At 56.7% G+C, this 19,912-nt stretch carries 14 protein-coding genes; 3 read left to right on the top strand and 11 right to left on the bottom strand.

Annotated elements, in window-relative coordinates; genetic code table 11:
• Positions 1-47 precede the first annotated feature (47 nt).
• Positions 48-1,580, top strand: coding sequence for a hypothetical protein (locus HNR64_RS12495; protein WP_204996771.1), 1,533 nt, complete (start codon positions 48-50; stop codon positions 1,578-1,580).
• Between the two features lie 98 nt (positions 1,581-1,678).
• Here HNR64_RS12495 and HNR64_RS12490 read toward each other — a convergent pair whose 3' ends face one another.
• The 5 genes from HNR64_RS12490 to HNR64_RS12470 all read right to left on the bottom strand — a co-directional run bounded on the left by HNR64_RS12490 (position 1,679) and on the right by HNR64_RS12470 (position 9,012).
• Positions 1,679-2,911: an iron-containing alcohol dehydrogenase gene (locus tag HNR64_RS12490; protein WP_204996770.1), complete on the bottom strand. Its 1,233-nt coding sequence runs from the start codon at positions 2,909-2,911 to the stop codon at positions 1,679-1,681.
• A gap of 82 nt (positions 2,912-2,993) precedes the next feature.
• Positions 2,994-5,720: a long-chain-fatty-acid--CoA ligase gene (locus tag HNR64_RS12485; protein ID WP_204996769.1), complete on the bottom strand. Its 2,727-nt coding sequence runs from the start codon at positions 5,718-5,720 to the stop codon at positions 2,994-2,996.
• A gap of 9 nt (positions 5,721-5,729) precedes the next feature.
• Positions 5,730-6,908 carry an acyl-CoA dehydrogenase family protein gene (locus tag HNR64_RS12480; protein ID WP_204996768.1) on the bottom strand — a complete coding sequence of 393 codons (1,179 nt, stop codon included), beginning with the start codon at positions 6,906-6,908 and terminating at the stop codon, positions 5,730-5,732.
• Positions 6,909-7,030: 122 nt separating this feature from the next.
• A complete protein-coding gene (locus tag HNR64_RS12475; RefSeq protein WP_204996767.1) occupies positions 7,031-7,804 on the bottom strand; it encodes a 3-hydroxyacyl-CoA dehydrogenase in 774 nt (257 codons plus the stop codon).
• A gap of 35 nt (positions 7,805-7,839) precedes the next feature.
• Positions 7,840-9,012 carry an acyl-CoA dehydrogenase family protein gene (locus HNR64_RS12470; RefSeq protein WP_204996766.1) on the bottom strand — a complete coding sequence of 391 codons (1,173 nt, stop codon included), beginning with the start codon at positions 9,010-9,012 and terminating at the stop codon, positions 7,840-7,842.
• Between the two features lie 288 nt (positions 9,013-9,300).
• On the opposite strand from HNR64_RS12470, the gene HNR64_RS12465 reads away from it, so the two are divergent.
• Both HNR64_RS12465 and HNR64_RS12460 read left to right on the top strand, forming a co-directional pair.
• Entirely contained in the window at positions 9,301-10,659 is a 1,359-nt protein-coding gene (locus tag HNR64_RS12465; protein WP_204996765.1) for a cytochrome P450, read from the top strand.
• Positions 10,660-10,865: 206 nt separating this feature from the next.
• Positions 10,866-11,303, top strand: coding sequence for a PaaI family thioesterase (locus tag HNR64_RS12460; protein ID WP_204996764.1), 438 nt, complete (start codon positions 10,866-10,868; stop codon positions 11,301-11,303).
• A 55-nt stretch (positions 11,304-11,358) separates the two neighbouring features.
• Here the strand turns inward: HNR64_RS12460 and HNR64_RS12455 are convergent, their stop codons facing one another.
• The 6 genes from HNR64_RS12455 to HNR64_RS12430 all read right to left on the bottom strand — a co-directional run bounded on the left by HNR64_RS12455 (position 11,359) and on the right by HNR64_RS12430 (position 19,779).
• Positions 11,359-11,574, bottom strand: a complete 216-nt coding sequence (locus tag HNR64_RS12455) for a TIGR02450 family Trp-rich protein (RefSeq protein ID WP_204996763.1) — start codon at positions 11,572-11,574, stop codon at positions 11,359-11,361.
• Positions 11,575-11,717: 143 nt separating this feature from the next.
• The gene (locus HNR64_RS12450) at positions 11,718-12,434 is read right to left on the bottom strand and encodes an NYN domain-containing protein (RefSeq protein ID WP_204996762.1); all 717 of its coding nucleotides are present in this window, start codon (positions 12,432-12,434) and stop codon (positions 11,718-11,720) included.
• Positions 12,435-12,858: 424 nt separating this feature from the next.
• Positions 12,859-14,088 carry a TonB-dependent receptor domain-containing protein gene (locus HNR64_RS12445; RefSeq protein ID WP_204996761.1) on the bottom strand — a complete coding sequence of 410 codons (1,230 nt, stop codon included), beginning with the start codon at positions 14,086-14,088 and terminating at the stop codon, positions 12,859-12,861.
• Positions 14,066-15,223: a TonB-dependent receptor gene (locus HNR64_RS12440; RefSeq protein ID WP_204996760.1), complete on the bottom strand. Its 1,158-nt coding sequence runs from the start codon at positions 15,221-15,223 to the stop codon at positions 14,066-14,068. The genes HNR64_RS12445 and HNR64_RS12440 overlap by 23 nt, the downstream gene beginning before the upstream one ends.
• 181 nt (positions 15,224-15,404) lie before the next feature.
• Positions 15,405-17,777 carry a TonB-dependent receptor gene (locus HNR64_RS12435; RefSeq protein ID WP_204996759.1) on the bottom strand — a complete coding sequence of 791 codons (2,373 nt, stop codon included), beginning with the start codon at positions 17,775-17,777 and terminating at the stop codon, positions 15,405-15,407.
• Positions 17,778-17,889: 112 nt separating this feature from the next.
• Positions 17,890-19,779 (bottom strand): CocE/NonD family hydrolase, encoded by a 1,890-nt coding sequence (locus HNR64_RS12430; protein ID WP_204996758.1) that lies wholly within the window; start codon positions 19,777-19,779, stop codon positions 17,890-17,892.
• Between the last annotated feature and the right edge of the window lie 133 nt (positions 19,780-19,912).

Raw genomic sequence — 19,912 nt, 5'->3', positions numbered from 1 at the left:
TGGCAACCGCCACACTTTAACTTGCTAAGAAGAAAAAAGGTTTACCTATGATCGCAGCCGACAACACCCCGATTCTGGTCGGAGTCAGCCAGCAGACCTACCGCGACACCGGCAACCCCGAGCGCACCCCTACCGATGCGCTGCAGGAAGCCCTGCAAGGCGCCCTCGACAACACCGGCAGAGGCGATGCACTGCGCGGCGCCATTGACGCCCTGTGTACCGAGCCCAGCCTGTTGGAAGTCTCGGAAGAACTGGCCGCATTACTTAACCGCTTCCCCGGGCCGGAATTAGCCAAGCGTTTGGGCTTTGATAATGCCCAGTGCCTGAAAGCCCCCGACGGCGGCAACGGCCCGCAAATGTTGATCAACCACTTCGCCGATGAGCTCAACCGCGGCAAGCGTCGCGCCGTGGCGATCTGTGGCGGCGAACTGACCGCGAGCTTTCGCACTCTGCTCGGCGGTGGCGGTGATATCGGCCACTGGCAGCAAGGCGCCAGTGGCAATACCGAACAGCCCTGGGCAGAACGCGACGGCGCCCACGCCCAGGAACACAAACACAATTTGTGGTTGCCCACCCATATGTACGCGCTGTTTGAAAATGCGCTGCGCCACCGCTACGGCCACAGCCTTGAACAACACCAGCAGCATATCGGCAAGATCATGCAGGGTTTGAGCGACACCGCTGCCGCCAACCCCGACGCCTGGTCCTACCAACGGCCACGCAGCGCCGAGCAACTCACTGGCTTTAACGAGCGCAGCCCCTGCCTGGCACTGCCCTATAACAAATACCTATGCGCTCAGATGAATATCGACATGGCCGCCGCGGTGATTATGACCACCGTCGGCACCGCACGCGAACTCGGCATTGACGAAGACCGCTGGGTCTACCTCAATGGTTGCGCCGAAGTGAATGATGTGTGGTTTGTTGGCGAGCGCGCTGACCTTTCCCGCTCCAACGCCGTCGCCCTGGCCGGTAAAACGGCACTGGCGCGCGCCAATTGCGAGATCGACGACATCGCCCTGATGGATATTTACAGCTGCTTCCCCTGTGCGGTGGAACTGGCCTGCGATGCGCTGGGTATCGACCCCTTCGGTGAGCGGGCACTGAGCCTCACCGGCGGCCTGCCCTACTTCGGTGGCCCCGGCCACGGCTACAGCCTGCACGCTGTCGTCACCATGGCCGAGCAACTGCGCCAGCAACCCGGCGCCAATGGCATGATTACCGCCAACGGCTGGTATATGACCAAGCAGGCCATTGGTATTTACAGCACGCGCCCTGCTCACCAAGACTGGCAGCGCGGCGACGATGCGCCCCTGCAACAGCAGATCGACAGCCAAGACCACCCCCGTATTGACGACGCCCCGGAAGGCCCCGGTGTTGTGGACAGCTTCACCGTGGTCTGCGACGGCGACGGCCCGCAGCAGGGCATTATCGTTGGCAGCCTGGACAATGGCCGACGCTTCATTGCCCACACCGAGAAAGACGACGCCCTGCTCGCGCAAATGATGCATGAGGATATGATCGGGCGGCGCGGCGTGGTGTCCACCGGCGAGGAGCACAATCTGTTTAGGTTCGACTGAGTCAATCCGTACGCGCGGCGGCTGAAAACGCCGCCCATAAAAAAACCGGCAAATGCCGGTTTTTTTATGGCTTATCACCAGTGTGTGGCACGCGCTACTTACGCCATCGCGCGCGCATCACCGGTTTGCTTTAACAGGGTACGCAAAATCGCCTGACACTCTTTGCGGCTCATCAGTACCGGCACCGGATAGCCCGCCCCTTCCTTCACCGCATCCGCGGCAATGGCAGCAATATCCTCTTCACGCAGCGTATCCAGTACATCGGGCACACCCAGGCGCGTATTCAAATCCGCCACCGCATCGATAAACTTCTCTGCCGCTTGGGCATCGCCAGTGCTGGTATCGGCCACACCAATCAAGCGCCCCAACTCAGCCAGCGGTTGTTCGGATGCCTTGGCCATAAAGCGCAATACCTCAGGCATCACCAATGCGTTTGCCAAGCCGTGTGGCGTGCCGTAATGGCGCCCTAACTGGTGAGCGATCGCGTGAACATTACCCACCCCAGCATCGTTAATTGCCATGCCAGCGTAGTAGGCCGCTAACGCCATTTGCTCACGCGCCTCGGCGTCGTTGCCGTCGCGGTAGGCGCGTGGCAGGTAGTCGAAAATCATTTTTACCGCCGCATAGCCGTAGCCATTGCTGCTCTCGGTGCCCCACAGGCTGATGTAGGTTTCCACCGCGTGGGTCAGCGCATCCATCCCCGTGGCGGCGGTAATCGGTGCAGGCATCCCCAGCAGCAGATCCGCGTCCAACGCCACCGCTTTGGGCAGCATTTTCGGGTCGGCCAAAAAGCACTTTTCATGACTCGCCGGGTCGGAAACCACCGCAGCAATCGTCGCCTCTGAACCGGTGCCCGAGGTGGTGGGCAATGCAAACAGGGGCAGCGGCATAGCCTTCACTTTGAAGTAGCCTTCCAGCTTGCGACCGTCGCGGCCATTGGTCGCCGCCGAGGCAATGGTCTTGGCGCAATCAATTGACGAGCCGCCACCAATCGCCAACACCGCATCGCATTTGTGCTGCTGTTGCAGTGCCAGGCCTTCATCAACCATTGCAAAAGTGGGGTCGGGAAGAATGCCATCATAAATTACGCACTCGACACCCTCTTCCTTCAACACATCAACGGCCTTACCGACAATGCCCAGCTCCACCAAAATTTTATCGCTGACAATTAACACGCGCTGCGCGCCTTGGCGGGCGATATGTCGACACAGCTGCGCCGTGCTTCCCTGGCCGTTGAAGGCCATATACGCGAGCGACGGCATCAACTTGAAGGGAATAGCGATCAACGCCAGATACGTGCGCTGTAGCAGGGTTCTAAAAAATTTACTCATCCTTAACTCCATAGCAGGACAGTGATTCTGTAATAGCCAGTTCGGTATACGTAGTGGCTACCGACCAGTGGATCATGCCTTATCAGGCAGTTTCGCCCTGATACTTAGGCACGATACTCGCGCGCAGTTCTTTTTTCAGTATTTTGCCGCTGGGGTTACGTGGCAGCGCCGCCACATATTCGATCAGCTTCGGCGTTTTAAACCCGGCCAGTGAACTGCTACAGTGTTCAACCATCTCATCGACGGTGATCTCACCGTCCTCGCCAGCCACCAGCACGGCCAGGGGGACCTCGCCCCATTTTTCGTCCGGCACACCAATCACCGCTGCATCGGCAATTTTCGGGTGAGACATCAATACATTTTCAACTTCCGCGGGATAAATGTTTTCGCCGCCGGAAATAATCAAATCTTTCACGCGGTCTTTAATAAACAGATAGCCGTCTTCGTCCAGATACCCGGCATCGCCGGTGTGCAACCAGCCGTCCACCACGGTTTTTGCAGTGGCCTCTTCGCGTTTCCAATAGCCCTTCATCACCTGTGGGCCACGGCCGAGAATTTCGCCCACCTCGCCGGTAGGCAGCGTATTGCCCTTGTCATCGACAATACGCAACTCGGTGCCAAACACCGCGCGACCGCAGGAGCGCAGCAATTCAGGCTTGCCCTGCAGAGCACGCATATGGTCGTCGTTAGTGAGGAAGGTCAGTGCGGTGGTCGACTCCGTCTGACCATAGCCCTGATAAAACTCGCAGTCGAAGACTTCCAAACAGCGCTTTAACAGGTCCACCGAAATCGGCGACGCGCCGTAGTTAATCCAGCGCAGGTTCGGGAATTCGTATTTCTCGATATCGGGAATGCAGGCCAGTGAGAACTGCAGCATCACCGGCACCACAGAAACATAGGTGATGTTCTCATTGGCCATGGTCTCGATCATGCCAATGGGGTCGTAGTCGCGGTGCAACACCAACTCGCAGCCGTAATACACCGCCATCAAGGCACCCACCAAGCCCAGGGCATGGAAGGTAGGTGCAATAATTAAGGCGCGGTCACCGGCGCGCGGCGCGCGGCCAGTGGTCAGCGGCGCTTGAATGCTGTTACAGATCAAATTGCGGTGGGTCAGCAAAGTGCCCTTAGGCAAACCGGTGGTGCCGCTGGTGTACATTTGAAACAGCACATCATCGCCGTTCAGGGTCACCGCGTCCGGCGTCAGTGGTTCGCCCAACCACTCGTTTAAGGGCACTGCGCCATCGACGTCACCCACAATAGAAACCTGCTCAACACCAGCCAGGTAGGAGCCGATCAATGGCGCAAATTCGCCGTCGACAAACAGCATGCGTACGTCGGCGTCTTCAGCAATAAAGCCAACCTCATCTGCGGTAAGGCGGTAGTTAATGCCAACCGGCACCACACCGGCGCGCGCACAACCGAGAAAAACCAGGAAGTTGTCCAGGGAGTTTTTGCTGAGAATGGCCACTCGGTCACCCTTGGTGATACCGCGCGCCTGCAAGCGCGCCGCGACGTGACCCATTTTCTGCCAGGCCTCGGCGTAGCTTAAATGGCTGTCTGCGTCATTGCCGAAGGGCGCTTCGGGGCGCATTTTTGCCTGAAAGGCCAGGTACTCAACAAAACTATCAAACATGGATGTATTCCTTATCGTTTTTATCAGAGGGCGCGCGCCCCGCTGCGCAGCCTGCGGCCCGTAGCGCAGCGCCGCAAACCGCCGACGTTGCCAATCACTGTCACCGAACAGGGTGTCGATAACCATTAGTCGCTTTAAGTAGTCGCCAATACTCAGCTCTTCCGTCACGCCCATACCGCCGTGAAGCTGCACCGCTTCCTCGGCGACTGCGCGGCCGTGTTTGCCGACCATGGCTTTCAGCGCCGCCGTATCACTGGCTGCCTGCGCTTCGCCACCACTGTGCGAACACAGCGCACGCACCAGTAGCGAACGGCATTGCTCAGTGGCCGTGTACATATCCACCATACGGTGTTGTAGCGCCTGGAATTTGCCGATGGGCTGGCCAAACTGCTTGCGGGTATTGCTGTATTCCACCGTTTCCTTCAGCAGCTTTTCCATCGCGCCAACCGCTTGAGCCGACACCGCAATGGTCGCTTCGGCAATCACCGTTTCGACCATTGCCAGGGCGGCATCGCCATCGCAGATCACGCTATCGCCGGTGAGCTCCACCGCATCGAAATGAATATTCGCGACGCGCTGGCCGTCCATCAATTTGAAGGCATCGCGCTGTACGCCATTGCTTGTCGCGGGCACCGCAAACAGTGTGTAGGCGTCATCCAGCCACGCGGCCACAACCAGCACATCGGCGGCCGCGCCGTTGAGCACCAGCGTTTTACTGCCGCTCAGGCGATACCCGTCAGCACTGCGCTCAGCGCGGCAGTCCATGGCATCGAGCTGGTGGCGGCTACGACGCTCCTGATAGGCAAACGCGGCGTGGCAGCTGCCCGCCATAATTTCTTCCAGATAGCGGCCTTTTACTGCCGCGTTATTGCCGCGCGCAATCAACTGAGCGCCCAGCAGAATCGAACCCAGATAGGGCTCAACGGCAACGCTGCGGCCCATGGCTTCCATTAGCACAGAGGTATCCACCACCGAACCGCCAAAACCGCCTTCCGATTCAGGCAGGGGCACGGTCAGCCAACCCAGCTCGGCGTAGTCCTGCCACACCTTGCCGGAAAAGCCTGTCTCTTTAGCCAGGTACTGCCTGCGTTGGTCGGCGTCGTAACGCTCGGCCATATATTTATCGATACTGTCTTTGAGCAGTTGCTGCTCAGCATTGAGTGAAAAGTCCATAACGCCCTCCTACAGCCCCAGCCCAAATTTCGCGATGATATTTTTTTGTACTTCGTTACTGCCGCCGTAAATGGTGCAGGCCCGACCGTACATATACTCCCGTCGCGCTTGGTCGCCGTAGTCATGGCCCAGCGATGACAAATCGGCATCGGCCGGCAGCACGCTGCCGTACAGTCCCGCCACATCGAAAAACAAATTCTGCACAGCCTGTTGCAGCTCCGTACCTTTGAGCTTGAGCAAGGACGACTCCATGCCCGGTGCGCCGCCATTGGCCACGGTGGCCAGCACGCGCAGCTCGGTGTATTCCAACGCCATCAACTCCATTTCAATATCGGCCATGCGCGCCTGAAACGTGGGGTTATTCAACAGCGGCTGGCCGTCGTCGTTCTCATCGGCCGCCAGCTTGCGCACGTTGTTCAGCACTTGTTTGCAGTAAGCGATGCCAGACAGCGCAGTGCGCTCGTGGCTGAGCAGCGCCTTGGCATAGGTCCAGCCCTGATTCTCTTCACCGATGCGGTTTACCACTGGCACCCGCACGTTTTCAAAGCTGACTTCGTTTAAATGATGCTCACCGTCAATGGCAATAATCGGCGACACGGTGATGCCTGGCGTGCGCATATCAATCAGCAAGAAGCTGATGCCCTGCTGCGGCTTGCCGCTGTTGTCGGTGCGTACCAGCGCAAACATCCAATCGGCATACTGGGCGTATGTGGTCCAGATTTTAGTGCCGTTAATCACATAGTCGTCGCCATCGCGTTCGGCGCGGGTTTGCAAACCGGCCAGGTCACTGCCCGCGCCCGGCTCGGAGTAGCCCTGACACCACCATGTGTCGCCGTTGAGAATGCCAGGCAAGAATTGCTGCTTTTGTTCCTCGGTGCCAAAGGTGTAAATCACCGGCCCGACCATCTTCAAACCAAAGGGCGGCACATCCGGCGCGCCGGCTTCAGCCAGGGCGCTGTCGAAAATGTATTTTTGGGTATCGCTCCAACCACAGCCGCCATGCTCAACCGGCCAGCCCGGCGCCACCCAACCCTTGTCAAAACGCTTTTTCTGCCACTCAATGGTCGCGGCTTTAAAGGTCTTGGGGTCGCGAATTCGCGCGGCCATGTCGTCGTTAAAGTTGTCGCGCAAAAACGCCCGAACTTCCTCTTGGAAGGCGAGCTCTTCTGCAGAAAATGTCGCGTGCATAGCTTTCTCTCTATTATTGGCAGGCCACGCTGCATCCTGAATTTAGGCTATCAGCAGCGTAAAGAAAGGGGTTAGTCCCCGGGCGCCGTTTGTTGGCAGCGGCCGACCCGGGGCAAGCAGACTTACCGCGGCTGCATGCGAATGCCGCCATCCATACGGATCACTTCAGCATTGAGGTAGTCGTTGGCGATAATGTGCATCGCCAGGCTGGCAATTTCCTCGGGCTGGCCGAGGCGCTTGGGGTTAAGTACCGACTGCGCCAACGACTGGCGCGCTTCTTCAGGCAAAGACGCCAACAGGGGCGTGTCGATCAAACCCGGTGCAATGGTGTTAACGCGAATGCCATAGCTCGCCAGGTCGCGAGCGATCGGCAGGGTCATGCCGACAACACCGCCCTTACTGGCGCTGTAGGCAGCCTGGCCAATTTGGCCGTCGAAGGCGGCAACCGATGCAGTGTTGATAATCACCCCGCGGCCACCAAATTCGTCGATGGGGTCTTGCTTGGCCATGGCCTCGGCCGCCAATCGCAGCACATTGAACGAGCCCACCAGGTTAATGTCGATCACACGCTTAAACTGGTCCAGCGGGAAGGCGCCTTGCTTGCCCACTGTTTTAATAGCGTTGCCAATACCGGCGAAATTGCAGCAGATGTGAATCGCGCCGAAGGCCTCCAAACAGGCCTTCACCGCCGCTTCAACAGAGGCTTCGTCCGCCACATTCGTGGCAACAAACAGCGCTTTTTCACTGCCCAGCTGCTCAGCCAGGGCCTGACCGAGGGCTTCATTCATATCCAGAATGGCGACCTTGCCACCCGCTGCCACAATCGACTCTACCGTCGCTTTACCCAAACCCGATGCACCACCGGTGACCAGGGCAACTTTTCCGTTTACATCCATCTTTCTACTCCTAAACGTGATGAGTGAAACCGCGCTTAGGCGCGATCAACAAAGGGAACGAAGCTGTCGGCGAATACATCGCGGGCAATAATCAGCTTCATAATTTCTGAGGTACCGGCAAAAATGCGGGTAATACGCGCGTCGCAGTACATACGGGAGATCGGATACTCGTCCATGTAACCCGCACCACCGTGCAGCTGCACGCCTTCGTCAACCATGCGGCACAGCAACTCACTGGTATACAGCTTGGCTTTGGCGGCATCTTCTGCGGTTAACTGGCCACGGTTATGCACCGCAACACACTGGTCAACATAGGCCTGAGCCACGTCCAACTCGGTGCGCAGTTCAGCCATTTTGAACTGGGTGTTCTGCATTTTTGACAGCGGCTTGCCAAACACCTTGCGCTGCTCACAGAATTCACGCGTCACTTCAAACGCCTTCTGCGCTGAAGACAAAAAGCCGCAGGCGCCAATCAAACGCTCTTCAGCCAGACCTTCCATCAGGTATATAAAGCCCATAGTTGGGTCGCCCAGTACGTTCTCTTTGGGAATACGCACTTCATTGAAGAACAGTTCCGCAGTGTCCTGGGCCTTCATGCCCATCTTCTTCAAATTGCGACCGCGCTCGAAGCCTTCCATGCCGCGCTCCACCAAAAACAGGCCCATCGCGTGGGGGTTGTTTTCCGGATCGGTCTTGGCCGCTACGATCACCACATCGGAATTAATGCCGTTGGTGATATACGTTTTGTTACCACTCAGCAGCCAGTGGTCGCCCATGTCTTTAGCCACGGCGCGCATACCCGCAAGGTCGGAACCGGCGTCGGGCTCGGTCATCGCCACTGCCAGAATCACCTCACCACTCACACAGCGCGGCAAAAAGCGCGCCTTTTGTTCTTCACTGCCAAAGCGGTCGATATAGGGGCCAACCAAACGGCTGTGTAGGGTATTCGCCCAGTCACCGGCGTAAACGTTGGCGGTTTCTTCAATAATGATCTGCTCAAAACGGAAGTCGCGGTCGCCCATGCCGCCGTACTGCTCGTCGGGCCAAACCATCAAAAAGCCCTGCTCACCGGCCTTTTTAAATACCTCCCGGTCAACAATGCCCTGCTCGCGCCAGGCATCCACATTCGGGGCCACTTCCTGTTCCAGGAATTTGCGGTAGGCCGAACGAAACATTTGCTGCTCTTCTGTAAAATCTCTGGGAAGCATGGTTCTTCTCTCGTTATTCAATCGGCGCGCTGGCGCCGAGGTTTGTTTTTCCTGCCAGAGCCGAGGCTCGGCACTGCGTGTCGACGCACAGCATCGCCTCGCCGCCCCCAAAGCGGCAATGATTGACCGTGACAACCACTTGACATTTTCTTACAAAAAACGGGAATCCCCCGCCCACTGGCGCGCATCGACCACCGCCGTCGCCTGCCGACTAGACCCTAAAAAACGCCTGCCCTACTGTGTCTGCCAAGATGTGCCGCACTGCGGCTAGCCACAACGAGGAACACCATGAACAGCACCAGCGTTGACTACCAAGACTACCCGCGCCAACCCAATCGCAAGCTGACGCATATTCCCGGTGACAGCGGCCTGCCCCTGTTCGGCCAGACCTTCAGTTTTTTGAAGAACTACAAAGCGCTCACCGAAATGCGCTACCGCAAATACGGCAAAATTTCGCGCGGCAATACCCTGTTCCAACACAGCCTGACCCTGCTCGGCCCGGAAGCGAACGAACTGGTACTGAAAAACAGCGACGGCCAGTTCTCCAGCATGCTGGCCTGGAACCCATTACTGGACCGACTCTTCCCCAACGGGCTGATGCTGAAAGACGCCGAGGCCCACCGCTACGACCGTAAAATTTTGCAAGGTGCTTTTAAGAAGGCATCGATCGAAGGCTATTTGCACACCATGAGCCCGCACCTGGAGCGCGGCCTGGAAGAATGGCCCAAGGGCAAAGAGTTCCACTTTCAACACGCCGTAAAACAGCTGCTGCTGGAAGTGGCTGCCGAGGTGTTTTTAGGTGTGGAAATGGGCGAAGAAGCCAGCGGTGTGAATACCGCCTTCGTGGACACCATGCTTGCCTCAATGGCGGTATTAAAGCTCCCCATCCCCGGCACGCTTTGGCATCGCGGTCTGACCGGCCGCAAGCATTTAGAAGACTTTGTGATGGCGCATATCGACGACAAGCGCAAACACGAAGGCCGGGATATTTTCTCGCAGATCTGCCACGCCACCGATGAAGACGGCAACTACTTCTCCGACGAAGCGGTGCGCGACCATATTATTTTCCTGCTGTTCGCTGCCCACGACACCACAACCAGCACACTGTGCTCCATTGTTTACGCACTGGCCAAGAACCCCGAGTGGCAGCAGCGACTGCGCGAGGAATACGCAGCCATCGGCAAAGACCAGCTCGACTACGACGACCTGAATAAACTCGACGACAGTAAGCTGGTGTTTAAAGAAGCCCTGCGCATGTATCCCCCTGTGCCGGCCATTCCGCGCCGCACTCTGAAAGACATGGACATTTTTGGCTACCACGTACCCAAAAACACCGCGGTGGCCATCTCGCCACTACTCACCCACTACATGGAAGAGTATTGGAGCAACCCCAACGACTTCGACCCCGAGCGCTTTTCCAAAGAACGCGCCGAAGACAAAAAGCACTTCTTCCAATGGGTACCCTTTGGCGGCGGCGCTCACAAATGCCTGGGCCTGAACTTTGCCGAAGTACAAACCAAGCTGTTCCTGTTCCACATGCTGCGCCGCTACAACATAAAAGTGAAAGACGGCTATGAAATGCCCCGCAGCTGGGTGCCGCTGATCTTCCCTGCCGACGGCCTGCCCGTGAGTTTTGAGCCCATCTAAAACCGCTAGCAAAACCATCTAACGGCGGCTCGCGTACACGGGCCGTCGTTTTTATTTTCAGTGGATACTCATGCTTAGCAACGCTCCGCTATCGCGATGCGCGAACGTCCTGCGCGCCTTCACGCCAATCACCGCTGTGCGCCGTTAGACAGCACAGCGATGAATAAGTAGGCCACCGCACAACATAACTGAACGAGAAAACCACCATGCCCGCTCCTTACTTCCCCGAATGCGAAAGCTCAGACTGGCAAACCATGCCAATGGTAGAAGGCACCTCCTTCGACAGTCACCTCGGCGCATTTGAATTTCGAAAACTCGGCAATAACACCGCCCAGGCCCGCTTTGGCTGCGACGACAACAGTAAAAACATTCAGCACGGCATACACGGCGGCTACCTCGCCGCCCGCGCTGAACAAGTGTTTTACCTGCCGCTCTATACTGAGCGCTGCGTAGCACTGGGGCGCGTTGTCACCATCGATTTCAGTATGCAGTTTTTACAGGGCGGCAAGCTCGGGCAAGACATAATCGCCGATGTTGAGCTACTTCAGGAAACCGGCCGCATGGGTTTTACGCGCGGCACGCTCAGTCAGGCTGGAACGATACTGTGCAGCTTTAGCGCCACACTACGAAAGTTGCCGGCTTAAGGTTTAATCGGCAAGAGAGCGGTAGTGGAACGAAATGGTGTAAGCGGAGCAAACGCTACTTCCACCCCTGCCGCCAGTTATCCGTATTCTTCAACACCGTCCAGTCAATCGACTCGGTGCGTTTGGACATGACCGCTTCTATCACACAGTCCACCACCACACCCTCTTCATCAAACTCCACCTCCGTCACCATAAAGTGCTTTTCTTTGTTAACCGGCTGTACCGCCGTCCACTTGCTGAGGAGGAGTTTTTTGGGATTGATGGGGTTCATGGTCAAGCTTGCTCCTTTACTGCTCGTTGGTACTAAGACCACGCCGCTATATGGGCGGTGGTATTCTGGCAGGTCTACGCATCCTGAACCATACGAGGAATCGCATCAAACCGGGGTACTAAGCGAGCGCATACCGCGCCTTTTTAGGGCTTTCTACACTTTCTAATATCTCGAACTAAGAAAGAATTCCCCTGCCCTCGCTTAAGCTCGAACAGATCAATTGCTTTGAACAGACTACTCAGATTTTTGAACCCGTAGTTTCTACAATCGAACGACGTCCTGTTAGAGATGTTTGCACCAACAGGCCCTAGAGGCGCCCAACCATCGTCATCTTCAGTCGCCTCAATTGCCTGGCGTAGAAGGTTAATTAGCTTAGTATCAGATTTTATGTTCTTCGGTTTAGAACTCTTTTCAGACTCTATCTCTTCGGTATGATCCAGAAAGAGAAATTTTGAACATGCATTTACAAAAGGTGCAGGTGTCTTTCGTTCACCGAACCCCAATACCACCTTCCCCTCGGCCAATGCTCTCGTCACCATTGGAGTGAAATCACTATCCGACGAAACAAAGCACATAACATCAATGTCTTTGGTGTACATGACGTCCATCGCGTCTATGACCAAAGCTATATCAGACGCATTTTTACCCTTGGTTAGGTTATACTGCTGCACTGGCTGGATAGCATACTCATGAAGCAGGTCTTCCCAAGGCTTGAGACTTGGTGACTTCCAGTTTCCATAAGCTTTACGGATCGTCACCACTCCGTACTTTGCTACCTCGCTGAGGACATCTTCGAACCTGCTGGCCGGCGCGTTGTCAGCATCAATAAACAGGGCTATCTTTTGTTTTATCTCGTCCATTCTTAACTCGTGTATGACTTATTAGCCTTAACATTTGTATATCGCGCACGCTCGGTTTGCCCGAGCACCACTCGACCGTCCAATGGCACATAGCATTAAATCTATTACTAAACCGACGTATTCACGCAAAATCTGGAGCTGGCATAACGCGCATACGCGTTTATCTTGAAGGCGGGGTGTCATAGCTCTTGCCCGTATTTCCTTATGTGGCTGTTTTGCCGCGCGTTTTTGAAAATCGTTCAGGATTAACGCGCATTCCTTGCTGGAAATACGAGCATAAAGGCTTGGCGTGCAAAAAACTATAGGCGGTGTGTATGGCTCGTTTGCCAGCAGACAACAGCGCGAACGCTGGGCTTTATTGCCAGTGCTGGAAACAAAAAGGCCCTCGAAAGAGGGCCTGTTAGGTGGTTTACACGCGAGAGGTTTAGAAGCGCAGTACCCCTTCCACGGCGACGCTGCGCGGCGCGTCGGTAGAGGCAAAGTGAGCGCCTACAAACAGCGGAACGTCGTTACCGTGTGAGGTGGTGATTTCGTTGGTGAGGTTTTTACCCAGCAGGGCCAGCTCCCAACCCTGGGCAAAGCTCATCAGCGACAGGCGGCTGTTGATTTTATAGAAGGCGTCTTGCTTGTCTGCTTCGTCGCGGTCCTGCGTGGTGTAGTACTCCTCGGTGTAGTTCAGGTCCAACTGGAAGCGCATTTCCATGCTGTCGCCAATGGGCCGAACATATTGCCCGGTGAGGCTCGCCGTGACCTCCGGCGCGTAGTCGGTGCCCTCGCCAGAGAGGTCCTGGCGGCAGTCGGGGTTACCAGCGCGGAAGGCGGCATCGGTTTGCACAGCGGTACAGGGGCCATCTTCAAAGGAGGTGAAGTAGGAATCCAGCCACGCTGCCGACGCGCCAATGGTGAGTCGTTCACTCAGGGCCATGCGGAAGTCCGCCTCTACCCCTTGGGTGATCGACTCCGCAGCGTTGCCCACCACATAGCCGGTAAGGGTGAAGTTACTCACCTGGCGATTGGCAAACTCGGTGTAGAACGCCGCGGCATTGAAGGTAGCGGCACCGTCAAACAAGGTGGTTTTTACCCCTAGCTCGAAGGTGTCGGCTTCTTCGTCTTCATAGGTGAAGGCGTCCTGACTGGAGGTGGTGTCGCTGGCGTTAAAGCCGCCGTCTTTAAAGCCTTTGGCGTAGCGGAAGTAGCTCATCACATCTTCAGTGGCGTACCACTGCAGGTTGAAAGCCGGTGAGACGTTCTCCACGCTGCGTTCGTTTTCGATATCGTGGTTTTCGGAGTTGTTCAGTGCGCCAGCGATGACTGCATAGAGCGGGTTGATGGCCCGCTCTTTGGAGCGGAAGCGCGCAACATCCAAGTACTTAGTGGCTTCTTTTTGGTCTTCACCCCAGCGCAAACCTAATGTGGCGCTAAGTGTGTCGGTGATATTCCAGGTGGCCTGACCAAATACCGCGAGGCTGTCGGTGGTTTGTTCAAACTCGGTAAAGGTCGCTAACTGGGTGGGCAGCGATAGGCCCAAGAGCGAGCTGGGAATCCCCACGGCGTCGAAGTCCAGGTTCAGCCACAGAGTGCTGGTCAGGTCTTGGGTGTGGGCGTAAATACCGCCTATGTAGTCGATGCGCTCACCCCACAGTACCCGCGACACGAAATTCCTGACTGATTTGGGTGAAGTCTTCGGTGTTTTCGGTGCCGATAAATTCCAGGTCGGTAAAGTCGGCGTCCAAATTAAAGAAGAAGTCGAAGTGGGAGTAACCGGTAATGCTGGTTAAGGTCACGGTGTCAGTGAGTGCATACTCGAGCGTAAACACAGCAGCTTCACTGTTGTTTTGGGTGAAGGCCGGTTGCCAGTCGAACTGCTTGTCGGACTTGCGGCGGTCAAACTTGCCATCTTCACGCGGGTCGATTTCGTCTTCCAGGTTGAAGGACAACAGCGGCAGTGGCAGGTTTATCGGCAAGTTGATGGGCAGTGAAATATTCGACTGGTACAAGTTAAAGGTACCGGTGTTGTCGGTGAGCTGGAAGGTGGTGCCTTGAATACCGAAGTCGGATTTTTCCAGCTTGAGGTTTACATCCAGCTTGTCGGTGGCGTCCCAGCGCAGTGCCAGGCGCAGCGAGTCTTCGGCGCGCTGGGCTTCGTCGCGGTCGAGAATAAAGTTGTCGATATAGCCGTCTTCTTCTAGGCGCTTGTAGGCAGCACGCGCTGAGAAGTTACCCCCTAGCGGCGTATTCAGAATGGCGGTCACTTCCCGCGCACCGATCTCGGGGTTGTATTGGTAGGCAATTTCACCGCCCAACTCGTCGTTGGGGCGGCTGGTGCTGATATTCACCGCACCGGCGATGGTGTTCTTACCAAACAGGGTGCCCTGCGGGCCCTTGAGCACTTCAACCAGTGCAATATCCAGGAAAGGCGCTTGGAACTGCTGGCCGCGACCGGCGTAGATACCGTCGATAAACATCCCTACCGACTGTTCAAAGCCGCGGTTGTCACCCGAGCCAACCCCGCGAATATAGATGGCGTTACCCTGACCGGTAACGGCCATTTTAAAGTTGGGTACGTAGGCGGTGAGCTCTTCGATACGCTGCAAGCCGGCATCGCGAATTTTGGCGCCATCTACTGCGGCAACGGCAATGGGAACATCTTGCAGGCTCTGCTGTTGTTTCTGGGCGGTGACAATCACTTCTTCGAGCTGGGCGCGAGGTTTACCTTCAGCCGCGAACCCGGCGGCTGGCAGCACGGCCAAGGCCAACGCGGTAGTGCACCATCGTCTGGGGTGTACCATAGCAATTCCTTATTAGTGTTATTCGCCAGCATAGTGACGCAAACAGGCATAAGGAAGATTGTTCAACGGTGCCGGATGTGTCGCGGCGCGACACATCCGTTATCCGCTGGCGGTATCAAGAAAACCCCATCGGAATTGCGCAGCGCCCCATTGCAGGTGCGCTGAGGCGATGCCTACCCCGCTAGAAGCGCACAACGCCTTCCAGGGCCAGGCTGCGCGGGGGATCGGTGGCGGCAAAGTGGGCGCCAACAAACAGGGGAACATCGTTGCCCGCCGGGCGCGTCATTTCGTTGGTGAGGTTTTTGCCGACCAAGGCCAGCTCCCAGCCCTGATTAAAGTGTGCCAAGGACAAACGGCTGTTTATTTTGTAGTAGGCCTCCTGCATATCGGCGGCGTCCCGGTCCTGGGTGTAGAAGAATTCATCGCTGAAATTCACATCCACCTGCAGGCGCAGTTCCATGCTGTCGCCAATCGGTTGCAGATACTGACTGATGAGGCTGCCGCTGTATTCCGGCGCGTAATCGGTGCCCTGGCCGCTGAGGTCCTGGCGGCAATCCTTATTGCCCTGCTCCGACGCCGTGCGGGTTTGCTCGGCGGTACAGGGGCCGTCGGGAAAGGCGGTGAAATACGAGTCCAGCCATGCCACAGAGGCGCCAACAAGCAGCCGCTCGGTAAGCGCCCAGCGCATATCCGCTTCAAAGCCCTGGGTAATGGACTCGGCGGCATTGCCCACCACGTAGCCGGTCAGCGTAAAGTTACTGACCTGGCGTTCCATAAACTCGGTATAAAACAGCGCCGCATTCACAGTCATGGCGCCGTCGAGCAAGGTGGTTTTGATACCCAGCTCGTAGGTGTCGGCCTCTTCGTCCTCGTAGGCAAAGGCGTCCTGACTGGCGGTGGTGTCGTTGGCGTTAAAGCCGCCATCTTTAAAGCCTTTGGCGTAGCGGAAATAGCTCATGACATCTTCATTGGCATACCACTGCAGATTGAAGGCCGGTGAAATATTGTCGACTTTGCGGGCGTTTTTAATGTCGTGATTTTCCGAGTTATTGAGCGCACCAGCCAGCACCGCATAAACGGGATTGGGGGTGCGCTCCTTGCTGCGGAACTCGGCAATATCCAAATACTTGTGGGCCTGCTTCTCATCCTGCCCCCAGCGCAAACCCAAGGTGGCACTCAGCGACTCGGTAATGGCCCAGGTGGCCTGACCAAATACCGCCACGCTGTCTGTGTCTTGCTGGTATTCGGTAAACGTGGCGAGTTGGCTGGGTAGGGAAATGGTGGTGCCCGGCAGCGAAATGGAACTGGGTACCCCCAGTGCCTGGAAGTCCAGGTTTAGCCAAAGCGTGCTGGTAAGCTGCTGCTTGTGGGCGTACACGCCGCCGATAAAGTCGATGTTGTCGCCGATATTCCCCGCCAGACGAAACTCCTGGCTGAGCTGGCTGAAGTCTTCAGTGTTTTCGGTGCCGATGAACTGCAGGTCGGTGAAGTCGGCGTCGAGGTTAAATCGAAAATCAAACTGGGAATAGCCGCTGACGCTGGTGAGCGTGAGGGTTTCACTCAGGGCGTATTCCACCGTGAATACGGCGGATTCACTGTTATTTTGGGTAACTGCGGGTTGCCAGTCGAACTGACGGTCTGACTTGCGGCGGTCCAGGCGGCCGTCTTCGCGGGGATCAATTTCGTCTTCAAGGTTTACCGAGTACAGCGGCACGGGCAGTGACACTGGCGGCGTGACGGGCAAGCCGAAATTCGACTGGTACAGTGAAAAGGTGCCGGTGTTATCCACCAGCTGGTGGGTGGTGCCCACTTGGCCAAAATCCGACTGCTCCAGTTTGAGGTTGATATCGAGATCATCGCTGGCGCGCCAGCGCAGGCCCAGGCGCAGCACATCTTCGGCGCGCTCGGTTTCATCCTGGTCGAGAATAAAATTATTCACGTAGCCGTCTTCGGTTAAACGCTTATACGCTGCCCGCACTGCAAAGGCATCGCCCAGCGGCACATTAACGGTGGCGGTGACCTCTTCTGCGCCAATTTCCGGGTTGTGCTGGGCGCTGAATTCGCCGGAGAAGGCATCACTGGGTTTGGCGGTACTGATGTTGACGGCGCCGGCGATAGTGTTTTTACCGAACAAGGTGCCCTGCGGTCCTTTTAGTACTTCCACTAAGGCAATATCGAGGAACGGCGACTGGAACTGCTGACCGCGCCCGGCGTAGATGCCGTCGATAAACATGCCCACCGATTGCTCAAAGCCGCGGTTGTCACCCGAGCCCACACCGCGAATGTACACCGCATTGCCCTGCCCGGTGACCGCCATTTTAAAATTGGGCACATAGGCGGTGAGCTCTTCAATACGCTGAATACCGGCATCGCGAATTTTAGCGCCATCGACGGCGGCCACGGCTATTGGCACATCCTGCAAGCTTTGCTGCTGCTTCTGAGCGGTGACCATCACCTCTTCCAACTGCGGCCGCGATTTGCTGTCCTCGGCCAGCGCCGCAGCGGGTAATACGGCCAGCGCCAGCGCACCGATACAGCATTTGCGAACTCCCATAGTCACTCCTTATTTGTATTATTTTGGTATGGAGGATCAGTGGCCTTAATGAGTAAGGCCGTAAATTGCGTTACGACTTTTAGTTATCAGTTATTTATTTGCCAGCCACCGCCTATTCACCACTGGAGACGATAGGCAAGGCCTCGATAGGTATCACCGGCAGCACCACACTGGAGGGCCGGTCGGCATCGCTGTATACAGTCATCACCCCCGCCAGCTGGTCGACAAGGTCTAGCACTGGCGGGATGCCGCGCGGGAAGTCACTGGCACCGACGGAGATGCGCAGCGCGTGCCCGCGTTTAATCACCGCGCTGGTTGAAAATATCTCCACATTGATGGCCACCACCTCGTTCATTGCCAGGGGCTGACGGCTCTCGGCGGTATATAGGTGCCAGGGCTGAATCATATTGCCGGCAACATAGCGCGACTGGTTAGGGTCCACCGCCCGCGCCGACGCCGTAAGCAAACCACTGGTCAGTTGCCGCGATACGCCGTCGGGGGAGACATCGCTCACCCTCACCACTACGCCGGCATCCAGAGCGGTGGTGGATATCCACAAATCGGCCTGAATGGGGCCGTTAATAAAATAGTCCTCCTTCATCGGCGCACTGGTGTAGGTGACTTCCAGGGCCTCATTGATTCGGTTGTCGTCGTAGCAGGGAGAGGGAAGCAAACCGAGAATGCCCGCCGACCACTGGGCCGTGCTATCTGAGCAGATACCGGCAAAGGGTTGCTGCAAGACAATCTTGCTCCCCTCATCAGCGGCAGCGCCCTGCTGGCTTAGGCTGCCATCGCCACGCAAATACCAGCGCTCACTTTGCAACTGTGGGTGTGGCCAGTCTGGCAGCGTTACATAGCGCTCTTCGCCATAGAGATATTGGGTGACGGCGGGCATGTCTTCTGCCCCGTTGTTCATGCCCTTCAGGTAGTGGTCGAACCAGGCCAGCGCAATATCGTCGCCGTGGGGAATGCCATCGACCGGCAGCCCCTCTAACTGTGAGCCCTGCAAATGATCCCAGGGACCGATAAGCAGTTTGGCATTGGTGTTGTCCTTTAGCCCTTCATAGGCCATTGGTTCGCTGCGCTGAAAAATATCACGCAAGCCGCCAACCACGAAGGTGGGCACTTTCACTTTGTCGATATGAGTCAGAGGCGAGCGCACACGCCAGAATTCACTGTCGTAAGCGGTTTCATCACTGCCGGTAAGGCCACCGATCAAGGTTGTTGCCTGAAATTCCGTCACCGCGTTGGCGGTGTGTTCGGCAAACACACTGAGCAGTTGCTCGGGGTCCTGGAAACTTTCCTGCGCGGGAATTAACGACAAACCGGTTACCAGGCCCAGCCATGCCGGCACAAAGGCACCGTTGATCTGACCACCGGCAAAGGTGATATCGCGATAGACATCCCCCGGCGGTACGATTGCAAACAGGGCTTTGTGTGCTGGGTGATTGTGCTGCGCGGTAAGCAGCTGCGTGATGGCCATAAACGATGGCCCCCAGGTACCCACGTTGCCGTCTGACCAGGGTTGCTTGGCTACCCAGTCCATTACTTCCAGGTAGTCAGCCTGCTCAACCGGCCCCCAGGCTTCCCACACGCCTTCAGAATTTCCGGTGCCGCGCACGTCGACATACACCTGCGCGTAGCCGCGTTGAACAAAATACGGGTTGGCAGCCGTTACACCACCGGTACTGCTGTTGTATCCGGTCTGCGTGAGAATCACCGGCAGCGGTGTCTCGACGGGATTCCCCGCCTCATCGGCCGGTAAGGTGATATGGGCCGACAGGCGAACGCCGTCGCGCATTTCGATAAATTCGCGGGGCAGGGTCACCATCGCGCTGAATTCCTGCGGACGCTCGTAGGGCTGCCACCCTCGTGTTTCTGCCGAACCGGTGTCATTGGCTGTGGTGGTTTGGCCGCTGCTTGAAGAGCCGCCGCAAGCCGTTAACATTGCACCGAGACAGATCAATAGCCCGGCCACTACTTGGTCACGCAAGCCCATCATGATGATTCTCCGCGTTGAGAGCGCACCGGCCGATAATTGCCGGGCGGATTCTTATCTTGTTTATTATTGTTATTGATTCGTTGCGAGCGAGAGCTGTGCCTGAGTATCCATGCTAAAGCGAGCCGCTACACAG

The organism is Spongiibacter marinus, from assembly GCF_016906995.1.
GTDB lineage: Bacteria > Pseudomonadota > Gammaproteobacteria > Pseudomonadales > Spongiibacteraceae > Spongiibacter > Spongiibacter marinus.
This window is presented reverse-complemented; position numbering and strand designations above follow the sequence as displayed.